Origin of the sequence: Carboxydothermus ferrireducens DSM 11255 (genome assembly GCF_000427565.1) — a bacterium.
GTDB classification, from domain to species: domain Bacteria; phylum Bacillota; class Z-2901; order Carboxydothermales; family Carboxydothermaceae; genus Carboxydothermus; species Carboxydothermus hydrogenoformans.
The window spans coordinates 98,728-112,577 of sequence record NZ_ATYG01000003.1 but is presented as its reverse complement, the minus strand read 5'-3'; the positions used below and the strand labels follow the sequence as shown (position 1 = coordinate 112,577).

Sequence of the window (13,850 nt, the reverse complement as noted above, 5' to 3'; positions counted from 1 at the left end):
TTCACCTACCGTACCATGGCATCGGTCATTTTAGCAACCCGCACCATTTCTTTCACATCGTGAACCCGTACGATATCTACACCTTTAGCTATTCCCAAAGTTACGGTGGCCGCCGTCCCTTCCACCCGTTCGTTCACCGGCAAATCTAGAGTTTTACCAATCATTGATTTCCGTGAAGTACCCAATAAAATCGGCTGGCCAAGGCTATTTAGTTCGTTTAAGCGCTTCATTAATAAAAGATTGTGCTCTAACGTTTTGCCAAAACCAATTCCCGGATCAATAATAATCTTTTCCCGCGGTATCCCTGCTTTAACACCGATCTTGATACTTTCTTTCAAGAAAGCTATGACCTCTGCCATTAAATCATCGTACTCGGCCTCGGTTTTATTGTGCATCACTACCACCGGTGCCCCATAGCGGGCAGCTACTTCAGCCATTCGGGGATCTTTTTGTAGCCCCCATACATCATTAATGATATGAGCTCCCGCTTCCAAAGCTTTTTCCGCCACCTCTGCTTTGTAAGTATCCACCGAAATGGGAACATTCATTTCCCGCACCAAGGCTTCCACTACCGGCAATACCCGGCGCAGTTCCTCTTCCGGCGGAACATATTCCGCTCCCGGCCGGGTTGATTCCCCGCCGACATCGATAATATCCGCTCCCTCGGCAACCATTTGCCGCGCTCGCTTTACCGCCGCTTCAATATCGTTGTACTGTCCACCATCCGAAAAGGAATCGGGAGTCACATTTAAAATCCCCATAATGAGGGTTCTCTCGCCAAGGGTAATTTTTCGGCCCCGGCAATCCAGTTCGTACTTCGCCCGTCCATTTAAATTTTTTAAAACTTCTTCAATTTCTTCCGCCAGACTCTTTAGGCCAAAGGGCTGCATTTTTAACTTGGGTATTACCTGCCGCCAAACTTTTTCGGTAGCAAAACACAAAACATCGGTTGTGGGAGCAGTTAAATCCAAACTCCCCCAGGAAGTAGCACAGTCCCCTCCTTTGGCCAGAAGCTCCTGTTTTAAAATATTGGCAGCTTTCGTCGAAAGCTCTTTAACTTTAATACATCTTAAAACCCCTTTAGGGGCCATCAAATTTACCCCAGCCAAAGTACTACCGATCAAAGAAATTTCCTTTTTTACCTCATCAATATTGGAAAACTCCATTGACCATAAGATATGCTCCATAGCATAAACCCCCATTAATAAAACTTCTCCTGGTGAAGTAATAACATTTCTTCTTTTTTGTGGCATTTATCTATAACCTTACAGGTAAGACACGGCCGGGAAAGCTTATCGGCAAGGTATAATAAACGGGTAAAACCTTCCGAGTTTTGTTCCCGGTGACCCCTTATTGCTTCCGTTATCAGGAAAATTTCCTCTTGAACAAACTCCTGATACTTTTCTAATATCTCCCGGGCAACTTCAGCCCCAATCAGCGCGTGATTTAAACCGTAAAGATACTCTTCTACCCTCCCTAAATCGTGGAGAAGGGCAGTAAGATAGATAAGTTCCCTTGGAAAGGAAAATTTATTTTCAAAACACAAAATAGCTAAAATTCTTGCCACATCTAAAAAGTGCTGGAAGTCGTGCCTGCAAAACTCCCGGTCTTTCTCCAAATAATTTATCTCTTTAAAACGCCTAACCACTTCTTCATCCCTATAAACCCGCCAGAATCTCTGCATAGGTTACCCCAAACTTTCTTTAACTATAACAAGGAAAAAGGGGGATTTCTCCCCCTTTAGCCCCCTTAGAATAAGCCGGTAATTTTACCGTTAGCATCGATATCAATGACCTCTGCTGCCGGTCGTTTGGGAAGCCCAGGCATAGTCATGATATCGCCGGTAATGGCCACGATAAAGCCTGCTCCCACCGAAGCCCGCAGCTCCCGCACCGTAATGTTAAAGCCGGTCGGTCTTCCAAGTTTGTTCGGGTCATCGGATAACGAGTACTGGGTTTTGGCCATAATTACCGGCATATTGCCAAAGCCCATTTCTTCAAACTTGGCCAAGGTCTTTTCCGCATCTGCGGTAAAGACAACCCCATCGGCACCGTAAATTTCCCGGGCAATGGTTTCAATCTTCTGCTTAATCGGCATTTCTAAATCGTAGAGGTAACGGAAATTGGCTGGTTTTTCTTCAATCACTTTAAGCACCTTTTGAGCTAATTCGATTCCACCTTCACCGCCCTTGGCCCAAACTTCCGATAAAGCAAACTCAGCACCGGTAGCTTCAATGAGCTCCCGGAGCTTGTTGAGCTCGGCATCGGTGTCGGTGGGGAAGCGGTTAATGGCAACTACCGCCGGTAAACCAAACTTACCGATATTTTCAATGTGCTTTTCTAAATTAGCAAAACCTTTTTCTAATGCTTCAAGATTTTCTTTATTGAGTTCGGCCCGCGGTACACCACCGTTGTATTTTAAGGCCCGAACCGTTGCAACGATAACTACTGCCGAAGGTTTAAATCCGGCAAACCGGCAAACAACGTTGAAGAACTTTTCAGCGCCAAGGTCAGCACCGAAACCTGCTTCGGTTACCAGGTAATCGGCAAGTTTTAAAGCAATCTTATCGGCCAAAATAGAGTTAGTACCATGAGCGATATTAGCAAACGGACCACCATGCACAAAAGCCGGGGTGTGTTCTAAGGTTTGCACTAAATTAGGTTTAATTGCATCTTTCATTAAAACAGTCATTGCGCCAGCGGCTTTCAAATCTCTGGCATAAACCGGCTTTTGGTCGTATGTATATCCAATTAAAATCCGGTTAAATCTTTCTTTTAAGTCCATGAGGTCGGAAGCTAAGCAAAGGATAGCCATTATTTCGGAAGCAACGGTAATATCAAAGCCCGTTTCCCGGGGTACCCCTTGAGCCGGACCGCCAAGACCGATTACTACCTTGCGAAGAGCCCGGTCGTTTAAGTCTACCACCCGGCGCCAAACAACTCTCCTGGGGTCAATCCCCAATTCGTTTCCTTGATGGATGTGGTTATCAATCATCGCTGCTAAAAGGTTATGCGCTGTAGTAATTGCGTGCAGGTCCCCGGTAAAATGGAGGTTAATATCTTCCATCGGCACGACCTGAGCATAACCACCACCGGCGGCACCACCCTTTACCCCAAAGCTTGGGCCTAAGGATGGTTCCCGTAAAGCAATGACAGTTTTCTTTCCTAAGCGGGACAAAGCATCCCCCAGGCCAACGGTTGTTGTAGTTTTTCCTTCCCCGGCGGGTGTCGGGTTAATTGCCGTTACCAAAATTAATTTGCCGTCCGGACGGTCCTTGATCTTGTCCCAAACGTGAGCTGCAATTTTTGCTTTGTACTTACCATACAGTTCAATGTCATCTTCGGTGAGCCCTAACTTTTCCGCTATTTTTACTATGGGCTCTAATTTTGCCTCCTGGGCAATTTCGATATCACTTTTCATATCCTTTCCCTTCCTTTCCCTTAAATTTTTAAATAACCTTTACCAAACTATTTTGAGCATCAATTAATAGATTATTCTCTTCTTCGGGCCAAATTCCTGCTTATATTTTGAAATTTTTAAATTTTCCTAAAAGATATTGTAGGAACTTTCATTAACTTTATTTTTCCCTCAATATCCCTTTATTTTTCTCTGGAACTTACCTTTCCTAAAAATTTCTCAATGTTCACTCGTACCCTTTCATGCCGTCCTTCCCCTATTTTCCCCTGCTCATCAAAAGCTTCCACCAAAAACGTAAGCTTTCGCCCTTCAACGGAAATCAATTTGGCTTTAGCTTCAACCAAAGCACCGACGGGCGATGCTTTTATGTGAGAAACCTCAATTTTTGTCCCCACGGTAGTTTCTCCCGGAGATAACGCAGCAGCAACAGCATTTACCGCCGCTTTTTCCATCAAAGCTACCATCATTGGAGTGGCAAATACTTCTAAACTTCCACTCCCCACTGCCTTGGCCGTTTTTTCCAGGGAAACGGTAGTTTTAGCCGTCCCTTCCAGGCCTTCGGTAAGGCTTTCCGCCATCCTATCACCCCACTTTTCCACGTGTTTATTATTTTATTCTTTCCTTCCCTTTAAATTTCCTCTTTCTATTTTTAATCCTTAAAAAAAATATTGTTAAGATTAAGTAAATTAAGCTGTATACTGCATTGGTATACAAACCTCTTTATATGCGCTTTTTGTCACAATAAACTAAAAAATATTTTCTCATATTTTCGCCATTTTCTTAATTTTCACAAGATAAAAACTTCTAAATTTGTCGAAAAAATTAAATTTTTGTAGCAGGACTTGTGTAAATTGTCACGAATGTATATAATAGAAATTGAAAAGTTAAGAAAAACTTTTCATTCTCCCCCTGCATATTTTTACTCCATCCCCCCAAAAATTAATAATGAAATTTTCCGGATGAAGGTTGTGGGAGAGACCCGTAATCGGGCGCCGAAGGAGCAAGGGCAACCGAAACTCTCAGGCAAAAGGACCGCAACCGGACGGAACTCTGGAGAGTCCGCAAAATGCGGCACCGAAGGAGAAACCCGTAGCCTTGGGCCCGGGAATCTCTCAGGTTGTAAGGACAGAGGCCGGAAAGTTATTCGGCCTCTGTTTTTCTTTTAGGAGGAATTTTTCATGCTGGTGATTACAAATAATCCGAAAGTCAAAGACTATATTCAAAGATTTACTTTAGAACCCCGCTTTACGATTATCTGGGTGGATGGATATACCGAAGATGTGTTAGCAAAAGTGCGTGATCTCTGCCATTTAGGTTATAAACTTTTAACCCATCCCTTGACCGGTAGCATTAAGCCAAACCAAACACCTTATAAAACCGTAGTTTTAGAAAAGCTCGAGCAAGAATCCGATTACGATTCCATCCTAATGGCTGAAATTAGCTATTTAAAAACCAAAGAGCTATTAGAAAAACGGTCTCGTCCCAAGGAAATCGAGCTCTTTCTGGAAGATTTTGCTGTAATAGACCTGGATTTTTTTAAAAGTTTCCTTTACAGCATGGGTCTTATTACATAAGTTTATAACTTTAATTTATAACTTTTCCCTTTAAAAGGAGGAATATCGTATGGAAAGATACGATGTAATCATCATCGGCGCCGGTCCTGCTGGACTTTCCGCAGCTCTTTACAGCGCCCGGAGTAAGCTTTCCACCCTTTATATTGAAAAGCTTTCCACCGGCGGACAGGCTGCCACTACCGATGAAATTGAAAATTATCCGGGATTTGCCCATGGGATTTCCGGCCCGGAACTTACCGCCCAAATGGAGGAACAAGCAAAGCGTTTTGGTGCCAAAAAACTTTTGGCCGAAGTAAAGGGGATTGAGCTTGCGGGGGCTGACCGGATCGTCAAAACCACCAAAGGTAACTTTGTTGCGAAAGTGGTAATTATCGCTTCCGGTGCTGCACCTAAACTTCTTGGCTGTCCGGGAGAGCAAGAATTCAGATCCCGGGGGGTTTCCTACTGTGCTACCTGTGACGCCGCTTTTTACGAAGGCGCCAACGTCATGGTCGTAGGGGGTGGCGATTCAGCGGTTGAGGAAGCCTGTTACCTTACCAAGTTTGCTGATAAGGTAACCCTTGTCCATCGCCGCGATACCTTGAGAGCCACCAAAGTTCTCCAGGAAAGGGCTTTTGCCAACGAAAAGCTGGAAATCCTTTGGAACACCGTGGTGGAAGAAATTATCGGCACCGACGTTGTGGAAAAAGTGCGCTTAAAAAACGTGGTCACCGGTGAAGTTTTTGAAAGGGAAATTGACGGAATCTTTATCTATGTTGGCCTTAAGCCCAATACCGAGTTTGTCAAAGGCTTAGTAAACCTGGACGAACAGGGGTACATTATTACCGATGAAAACATGCGCACCAACATTCCCGGAATCTACGCCGCCGGCGATGTCCGGCAAAAGCTGTTACGGCAGGTAGTAACTGCCGCTGCTGACGGTGCTATTGCTGCTTACCATGCGGAAAAATATCTTGAAGAATGTACCGAGTAAAGGAGGTGATAAACATGGCGGGAAACATAATTGAGCTAAACAAAGACAATTTTGAAGAAGAAGTTTTAAAAAGCGAGCTTCCGGTTCTGGTGGACTTCTGGGGTCCCAGGTGCGTACCCTGCATGGGTTTAATGCCGGTAGTAGAAGAATTGGCCGAAATCTATGCGGGTAAAATGAAGTTTACCAAATTAAACACTGCCGAAAACCGGAGGCTTGCCATTCAGCTTAAAGTTATGAGCCTTCCTACCTTCCAGTTTTATAAAAACGGCGAACTTGTAGACCAGCTACAAGGTAATTTTGGCCGCGAAGAAATTGAAGAAAAAATTCGGGCCATTATCGGCTAAGGAGGGATAAAATGCGGCTTACCCTTGGGAAAATTAACATTAAAGGGCTGGAATTTGGCCCCAGTACCCGGGTCGAAAATGGAGTTCTTTACGTTAATAAAGACGAATTAACAGCCTTATTGAAAGAGGATAACCGGATTAGTTCCGTTGAGGTTTTCTTAGCCCGCCCGGGCGAATCGGTACGAATTGTACCGGTAAAAGACGTCATTGAACCCCGGGTGAAGGTGGAAGGCCCAGGAAATATTTTCCCCGGTTTTCTCGGTAAAGTAGAAATGGTGGGCAGCGGCCGGACCCACGTTTTAAAAGGTGCTGCTGTGGTCACTACCGGAAAGATTGTAGGATTCCAGGAAGGAATTATTGACATGACCGGTCCTGGAGCCGAGTATACTCCTTTTTCCAAAACCTATAACGTTGTAGTTAAAATCGAACCGGTAGATGGATTAAGTCAACATGAACACGAAAGTGTGGTCCGGTTAGCCGGACTTAAAGCAGCGGCCTACCTTGGGGAAGCTGGTAAAAACATTACCCCCGATGAAGAGGTAACTTATGAAGTTGCTCCGCTCTTAGAAGCCGCTTCAAAGTACCCCGAACTTCCAAAAGTAGCTTATGTTTACATGCTCCAAACTCAGGGTTTACTGCATGATACTTACGTTTACGGGGTAGATGCCAAACGTATTTTACCCACCCTCATCTCCCCTACCGAAGTATTTGACGGCGCTATAGTTAGCGGTAACTGTGTTTCGGCCTGTGACAAAAACACTACTTACGTGCACATGAATAACCCTGTAATTGAAGAATTATTTGCCCGTCACGGCACGGATATAAACTTTGTTGGCGTTATTATCACCAACGAAAACGTTACCTTAGCCGATAAAGAACGTTCCTCCAGCTACACCGCTAAACTTGCTGAAATGCTTGGAATTGACGCTGCAATCGTTTCCGAAGAAGGCTTCGGTAACCCTGATGCCGACCTGGTTATGAACTGCCGGAAGTTAGAGCAAAAAGGTATCAAAACCGTCCTTATCACCGACGAATACGCCGGTAGAGACGGCAGCTCGCAATCGCTGGCCGACACCACTCCAGAAGCCAATGCCGTGGTTACCGCCGGTAACGCCAACGAAACCATTGTGCTGCCCAAGTTAGATACTGTCATTGGCCATGTGGGAGTTGTCGATGTTATTGCCGGAGGTTTTGCCGGGTCACTACGGCCCGATGGCAGCATCGAAGTGGAAATCCAAGCAATCACCGGCGCTACCTCGGAAGTTGGCTTCAATAAACTATCCGCAAAAGGATATTAATGGTGTTAGGTGTTAGGTGGTTGGTGGTTGGTGGTGGGAAAATCTCAACCACTAACGACAGACCACTAAACACCGTGATTGCTGTCCCTACTATAAAAACTAAAGGAGGAGTTTAGTATGGCAATTTTGGCCGGTAAAAAAGTTATTGCTGTAGGTGACCGTGACGGTGTCCCCGGTCCCGCTATAGCAGAGTGTGCCAAGAGTGCCGGAGCGGAAGTAGTATTTGCCACTACCGAATGTTTCGTCTGAACTGCTGCCGGCACCATGGACCTGCAAAACCAGGCCCGTATTAAGGAACTTGCTGAAGAACTCGGCGGTGAAAATATCGTTGTCCTTTTAGGTGCAGCCGAACCGGACACCGCATCACTGGCAGCAGAAACCGTAACTCTGGGCGATCCTACTTTCGCAGGTCCATTAGCTGGAGTCTCGTTGGGACTCAAGGTTTATCACATTTTGGAACCCGAAATTAAGGCTGAAATTGACCCGGCCGTTTATGAAGAGCAGGCAGCCATGATGGAAATGGTTTTAGATGTTGATGCCTTAGCCGCCGAAGTATCCAAAATGAGAAAAGAGGGAAGCAAATATTAGTCCTTGCTTGGCAAAGGAGGTAATTTTGTGGCTAAATTCCGTGTAGTCCATTACTTAAACCAGTTTTTCGGTCAAATAGGCGGCGAAGAAAAAGCAGATACTGCTCCCCTGAAAAAAGACGGTCCCGTAGGCCCTGGTACCGCTTTAAATGGTGCTTTTAAAGGAGAAGCGGAAGTTGTCGGTACCGTTATCTGCGGTGATAGCTATTTTGCCGAAAACATGGAAGAAGCCCTTAAGCAAATTCTATCAATGATCAAGGAATATAATCCTGACCTGGTAGTCGCCGGTCCCGCTTTTAACGCCGGCCGTTACGGTACCGCCTGCGGGGCGGTTGCCGAAGCGGTAGTAAAAAATCTTGGCATCCCTGCGGTAACCGGCATGTACCCGGAAAACCCAGGTGTAGAAATGTATAAAAAATCCGTTTACATCATAGCTACCGCCGATTCGGCCATCGGTATGCGCAATGCCATCCCCAAAATGGCAGCTCTGGGTCTTAAGCTCTTAAAGAAAGAAGAAATCGGTACTCCCGAACAGGAAGGCTACATTGCCCGGGGAATTCGGAAAAATTACTTTGCGGAAGAAAGAGGAGCCAAGCGGGCAGTAGACATGCTTATCGCCAAAATCAAGGGAGAAAATTTTACTACCGAACTTCCTATGCCTGCTTTTGACCGGGTTCCCCCTAATCCCGCCATAAAAGACCTTAGCAAAGCCACCATAGCTCTGGTAACATCCGGTGGTATTGTTCCCAAGGGCAATCCCGACCGGATTGAATCGTCGTCAGCTTCAAAGTTCGGTAAATACTCTATCGCTGGCGTTAAAGACTTAACCAGCGATACCTTTGAGACCGCCCATGGCGGCTATGATCCGGTTTACGCCAATCAAGACGCCGACAGAGTTTTACCGGTTGACGTTTTAAGGGAAATGGAAGCGGAAGGTAAAATTGGCAAACTGCACGATTACTACTATGCTACCGTTGGTAACGGTACTTCTGTTGCCAATGCTGCTAAATTCGGTCAGGCCATTGCTGCCGATTTAAAAGCTTCCGGAGTAGATGCGGTCATTCTTACCTCCACCTGAGGTACCTGCACTCGCTGCGGTGCAGCGATGGTCAAGGAGATTGAACGGGCCGGTATTCCCGTAGTTCACATGTGCACCATCGTTCCCATCAGTAAAACCGTTGGTGCTAACCGAATTGTACCAACCGTTGCTATTCCTCACCCCCTCGGCAATCCTGCCCTTCCGGCGGATGAGGAAAAAGCTTTAAGAAGAAAACTCGTGGAAAAAGCATTAAAGGCTCTTACCACAGAAGTGGAAGGGCAAACGGTATTTGACTAAAAAATCCCGGGAGCAGGTCATAAGCCTGCTCCCCAAAATTTAGAAAGCAAGCCCATTATCCGGGCTTAAGATAAAAAAATAATTTTGACAAACGGAGGTTATAATTATGCCGGTCTTAAAAGGTGTTGGCCAGTGCCTCATTCATGCCCCTGACCTTTTGTACCACAACGGAACCACCCAGACGGTTGAAAGGCTAAAAAACCCTGACTCTGAATACCTGAAAAAACTTCCCGAACATTTGCGGAAGTATGACGATGCTGTAGCTTACGCCCCAAACCAGGCATACATCGGTAATATCGGTCTTGAAGAGTTAAAAACCATTCCCCGCCCCTGGTACACAAACTCCATTAATGGAGCTTCCCGTTTTGGCAAGTACGGTGAAATAATGCCCGAAGACGAATTTTACGGACTCTTAAAAATAGCCGACGCCTTTGACCTCGTTATTCTGGAAGAAAGTTTTCAGGAAGAGGTCAAGGAAAAACTTGCCAAACATAAGCTAATAAACGAACAACTGCTGGCCCGCCTTACAAACGCCAAACCCCCGGGGGAAATTGAAAAGTTGGTAACCTCCCACACAGCGGAAGGTTTATACCTCGGGGAAAAATTAGTAGGTTGCGTGCGGCAGGCCCATGAAATTGACGAAAACTTATCGGCCCATATTATGTTAGAAAACCTTGTGGTAAAAGCATCGGGTATTTTAGCAGTCCTCCATCTTTTAGCCAATACCGGAATTAATCCTGAGGAAGTAGATTACATTATCGAATGTTCCGAAGAAGCCTGCGGTGACATGAACCAAAGAGGTGGCGGTAACTTTGCTAAAGCTATTGGTGAAATTGCCGGTTTGGTAAACGCCAACGGCTCCGACGTGCGCGGCTTTTGTGCCGGTCCTGCCCATGCCCTTTTACATGCTGCATCCCTGGTAAAATCCGGTACCTTTAAAAACGTTGTAGTTGTAGGTGGCGGTGCCGTTGCCAAACTCGGAATGAACGGCAAAGACCACGTCAATAAAGGAATGCCGGTTTTAGAAGACATGCTGGGAGCTTTTGCGATACTGGTCTCGGAAAACGATGGCCTTAACCCAATCATCCGCCTGGATGTTATTGGCAAACACAATATCGGTAGCGGCGCTTCTCCGCAACAGGTAATGAAAGCCCTGGTGGCCGAACCTCTTGCCAAACTTGGCCGGAAAATCACCGAAATTGACTACTATTCGGTAGAAATGCAAAACCCCGAACTTACCGAACCGGCCGGCGCCGGCAACGTACCGGAAGCAAACTACAAGATGATCGGTGCTCTGGCGGTTATGGCAGGAGAGATCGGCCGGGCCGATATCCCCAAGTTCGTGGAAAAACACGGATTACCCGGCTTTGCTCCCACTCAAGGTCATATTCCTTCCGGAGTTCCGGCCCTTGGGTTCTTTAGGGATGCTCTCTTGGAAGGCAAAATTTCTTCGGCCATGGTTATTGGCAAGGGTAGTCTGTTCCTGGCCCGGATGACCAACCTGTTTGACGGTTTATCGCTTTTAATTGAGAAGAACCCCGGTAAGGTGGAGGAAACTACCGGCCTTACAAAAGAAGCCGTTCGGGAAATGGTTGCCGAGTACTTAAGGGAAATGGCCAAAGGCCTTCTTTCCTAAGGGGGTACAAATAAATGGAGCAGGTAAAAAGATTAATTGCGGAAGTGTTAAATGAAGCAGCGGATGTTATTGCCACCGGACGGGCTCTTAAAAACATCCGGGTAGGTATCACCCTTCTGGGCAGTGAACACGGTGTGCTTGAAGTGTTAAAAGGTGCCGCGATGGCCGCCCAAAACCTTCCTAACGTTGAAATCGTAGTAATTGGTCCGGAAGATGTCGAAACCAGGCTCACTAAAGTCGTTGTCACCGATGAAAAAGAAGGCCACCGGGTAATGGAAAAGATGTTAGACTCCGGTGAATTAAATGCGGCCGTTACCATGCATTACAACTTCCCTATCGGCACCTCTACTGTAGGTTTGGTAGTAACCCCCGCTCAGGGCCGGAAAATGTTTATTGCCACTACCACCGGTACCTCTTCCCCCGACCGGGTGGAAGGAATGGTTAAAAACGCTATTTACGGCATTGCCACTGCCAAAGCTTACGGAATTAAAAATCCTAAAGTTGGTATCTTAAATGTGGACGGTGCCCGGCAGGTAGAAAGAATTTTAAAAGAACTCCAAAGTCGCGGCTACCCAATTGATTTTAGCGAATCAAAGCGTTCCGACGGCGGTGTAGTAATGCGGGGTAACGACTTACTTGCCGGTACTCCCGACGTCATGATTTGCGATAGCTTAACCGGCAACCTCTTAATTAAAATCTTCTCCGCCTACACCACCGGTGGAAGTTACGAGGCGTTAGGCTACGGCTACGGTCCGGGAATTGGAGAAGGCTTTAACAAAATAATTAATATCATTTCCCGGGCCTCGGGCGCCCCGGTAATTGCCGGTGCTATTGAATACGCCGCCGCCATGGCCCAGGGTAGACTTGTAGAAGTTGCACAAGCAGAAATCGCAGCTGCTAAAAAAGCAGGGCTTCTTGAATTGGTAAAACCTTTAGAGAGAAAAGAAGCAGTAGAAGAAGTAAAAATGCCCCCGAAAAAACCGGTAGACAAAGAAATTGCCGGAATTGATGTTCTAGAATTGGAAAATGCCCAGAAGCTTTTATGGAAACACGGTATTTATGCCGAAACCGGCATGGGTTGCACCGGTCCCATTATCCTTGTTGCTCCTGACGACTTAAGTCAGGCCCTTAAAGTCTTAAAGGAAAATAAAGTATTGTAGGGTCCGGTTTAGAGGTTTGAGGTTGGCAGTAAAACCCCTGCAGGCATAAGATGCAGTCTTAAGCCCGCCCTACATTAAACAAAAAGCCGCAGAGGTTTTGGCCTCTGCGGCTTTCTTCTTACTCCTCCATTTTGATAAAATTTTCCCAGGACTGAAAATAATTTTTTAAAATCTCATCGGCCATTTCATTACCATAATACTCGGATAACATGTGCACCGCCGATTCTCGGTTGATGAGGCCCTGCTTAAAGCTATCCATCAGGTTATGCACCCGGTCGTCATAATCCATAAAACCGCCTCCCGTTTTTTTTATTTTTTCCGGAAAGGGAGGGTTTTTATTACTTTTTCCGGGAAAACAGCCGCATTAAAAAGCCTTCTTTTAGTTCCACCGCATTGGCCGGGCAGAGTTCCTGGCAGCAATAACAGCGAATACACTTATTATAATCCACTATCGCCCGTCGATTCTCAATCTTAACGGCTTTAGGCGGACAATGACGGGCACAGCGACCACAACCGACACACCGTTCGTTCATTACCGGCCGGGCGGTAAACTGGTTTTGAAAGAAGCGAACTAAAAAAGCCGGAATCCTTCCGTCCAAAGACTCGATGTTGTTAGGCGGCGCAAAATTAAACGTTAAACCTTTCCCGCTGCCGGTAACTTCTATTTCCTTTAACGGCACCACTACCCCCCAGTTTAAAGCTACTCTGGCTACCGGCATTTTTTCCGCCTCAAATCCTATCATTTGCGTCATCACCATATCCACCGCAAAGCCGTTATCTCCACCGATAATAACCCCTGCTTTTTTAGGATTCCCGTTTCGGGGTCCATTTCCTTCCATCCCCACTACCCCATCGATAATGAAAAACACCGGTTTTATTAAAAGAGCCAAGTCGCAAAGCATGGCCGCAAAATCATCCCTTTTTTGCATTCGTAAATGATATTGTGCCTTGGTAGTCGCAACATTAAACCCAAATAAATTTTTTATGCCCCCGGTTATCCCCATAAACGAGTGGGTTTTCATTTTAGCTACCGATATAACCTTATCCACTACGGAAAGTTCCCTGGCCAGAGAAAACCTTTTTACGGTACGCCCTTCAGGATGCGGATAATCTTTAGCCTCGGCAAAAGGTAATAACTCTGCCCCTTCTTCCTGGCACACCCGGGCAATGCCGCACCGGGCGGCTACCCGTTCGGTATTACCGGTCCCCGGCGAATCCCCCACCAGCGGAATAGCCCCGGCTTTTTTTACCATACGAACTACCGCCCGCACCACTTCCGGATGGGTCGTCACCGCCCTTTCCGGCGGAAGCCCTTCCAGCATATTGGGCTTAATCAAGACCCGCTCCCCGGGCTTAATAAACGTCTCAATTCCACCAAACTCTGAAAATACTTCTGCTACTGCAGCTTCTACCTCCGCATAGTTATAACTACTACATTTTGCCACACAAACTTTCATCCCTTTTCCTCCCAAGTATAATTTTGGGGACAGTCCCTAATTTAATACTTCAAGCCTTTGGCCCCTTC

General features: G+C 46.2%; 14 protein-coding genes and 2 riboswitches. Of the genes, 8 read left to right on the top strand and 6 right to left on the bottom strand.

Annotation, left to right across the window (positions count from 1 at the left end; all coding sequences use genetic code 11):
• Nucleotides 1-5: 5 nt before the first annotated feature.
• From folP to CARFE_RS0102825, 4 genes are all read right to left on the bottom strand, one after another.
• On the bottom strand, nucleotides 6-761 hold the full coding sequence (gene folP, locus CARFE_RS16895; protein WP_281170176.1) for a dihydropteroate synthase: 756 nt from the start codon (nucleotides 759-761) through the stop codon (nucleotides 6-8).
• A gap of 440 nt (nucleotides 762-1,201) precedes the next feature.
• Nucleotides 1,202-1,684, bottom strand: a complete 483-nt coding sequence (locus tag CARFE_RS0102835; protein ID WP_028051658.1) for an HD domain-containing protein — start codon at nucleotides 1,682-1,684, stop codon at nucleotides 1,202-1,204.
• A 65-nt stretch (nucleotides 1,685-1,749) separates the two neighbouring features.
• Nucleotides 1,750-3,420: a formate--tetrahydrofolate ligase gene (locus tag CARFE_RS0102830; protein ID WP_028051657.1), complete on the bottom strand. Its 1,671-nt coding sequence runs from the start codon at nucleotides 3,418-3,420 to the stop codon at nucleotides 1,750-1,752.
• A gap of 179 nt (nucleotides 3,421-3,599) precedes the next feature.
• The gene (locus CARFE_RS0102825) at nucleotides 3,600-3,995 is read right to left on the bottom strand and encodes a thioesterase family protein (RefSeq protein WP_028051656.1); all 396 of its coding nucleotides are present in this window, start codon (nucleotides 3,993-3,995) and stop codon (nucleotides 3,600-3,602) included.
• A 381-nt stretch (nucleotides 3,996-4,376) separates the two neighbouring features.
• A riboswitch (glycine riboswitch) is annotated at nucleotides 4,377-4,462 on the top strand.
• Nucleotides 4,463-4,556, top strand: a riboswitch (glycine riboswitch). It begins immediately after the preceding riboswitch.
• Nucleotides 4,557-4,595: 39 nt separating this feature from the next.
• Here CARFE_RS0102825 and CARFE_RS14055 point away from each other — a divergent pair.
• The 8 genes from CARFE_RS14055 to grdD all read left to right on the top strand — a co-directional run bounded on the left by CARFE_RS14055 (nucleotide 4,596) and on the right by grdD (nucleotide 12,325).
• Complete coding sequence (locus CARFE_RS14055; RefSeq protein ID WP_051250125.1) at nucleotides 4,596-4,991, top strand: GrdX family protein; 396 nt, start codon at nucleotides 4,596-4,598, stop codon at nucleotides 4,989-4,991.
• 49 nt (nucleotides 4,992-5,040) lie between these two features.
• A complete protein-coding gene (gene trxB, locus CARFE_RS0102805) occupies nucleotides 5,041-5,964 on the top strand; it encodes a thioredoxin-disulfide reductase (RefSeq protein WP_011345259.1) in 924 nt (307 codons plus the stop codon).
• 14 nt (nucleotides 5,965-5,978) lie between these two features.
• The gene (locus CARFE_RS0102800) at nucleotides 5,979-6,308 is read left to right on the top strand and encodes a thioredoxin family protein (protein WP_011345260.1); all 330 of its coding nucleotides are present in this window, start codon (nucleotides 5,979-5,981) and stop codon (nucleotides 6,306-6,308) included.
• A gap of 11 nt (nucleotides 6,309-6,319) precedes the next feature.
• Nucleotides 6,320-7,606: a glycine/sarcosine/betaine reductase component B subunit gene (locus CARFE_RS0102795; protein ID WP_028051654.1), complete on the top strand. Its 1,287-nt coding sequence runs from the start codon at nucleotides 6,320-6,322 to the stop codon at nucleotides 7,604-7,606.
• 117 nt (nucleotides 7,607-7,723) lie between these two features.
• Nucleotides 7,724-8,194: a glycine/sarcosine/betaine reductase complex selenoprotein A gene (grdA, locus tag CARFE_RS0102785; RefSeq protein WP_011345262.1), complete on the top strand. Its 471-nt coding sequence runs from the start codon at nucleotides 7,724-7,726 to the stop codon at nucleotides 8,192-8,194.
• Nucleotides 8,195-8,221: 27 nt separating this feature from the next.
• Nucleotides 8,222-9,529: a glycine reductase complex selenoprotein B gene (grdB, locus tag CARFE_RS0102780; RefSeq protein WP_011345263.1), complete on the top strand. Its 1,308-nt coding sequence runs from the start codon at nucleotides 8,222-8,224 to the stop codon at nucleotides 9,527-9,529.
• A gap of 106 nt (nucleotides 9,530-9,635) precedes the next feature.
• Nucleotides 9,636-11,165, top strand: a complete 1,530-nt coding sequence (gene grdC, locus CARFE_RS0102770; RefSeq protein ID WP_028051649.1) for a glycine/sarcosine/betaine reductase complex component C subunit beta — start codon at nucleotides 9,636-9,638, stop codon at nucleotides 11,163-11,165.
• A gap of 14 nt (nucleotides 11,166-11,179) precedes the next feature.
• Nucleotides 11,180-12,325 (top strand): glycine/sarcosine/betaine reductase complex component C subunit alpha, encoded by a 1,146-nt coding sequence (gene grdD / locus CARFE_RS0102765; RefSeq protein WP_028051648.1) that lies wholly within the window; start codon nucleotides 11,180-11,182, stop codon nucleotides 12,323-12,325.
• A 118-nt stretch (nucleotides 12,326-12,443) separates the two neighbouring features.
• Here grdD and CARFE_RS16145 read toward each other — a convergent pair whose 3' ends face one another.
• A complete protein-coding gene (locus tag CARFE_RS16145) occupies nucleotides 12,444-12,614 on the bottom strand; it encodes a hypothetical protein (protein WP_154652707.1) in 171 nt (56 codons plus the stop codon).
• A gap of 49 nt (nucleotides 12,615-12,663) precedes the next feature.
• Nucleotides 12,664-13,782, bottom strand: a complete 1,119-nt coding sequence (locus CARFE_RS0102755; RefSeq protein ID WP_028051647.1) for a DUF362 domain-containing protein — start codon at nucleotides 13,780-13,782, stop codon at nucleotides 12,664-12,666.
• Nucleotides 13,783-13,850: the final 68 nt, after the last annotated feature.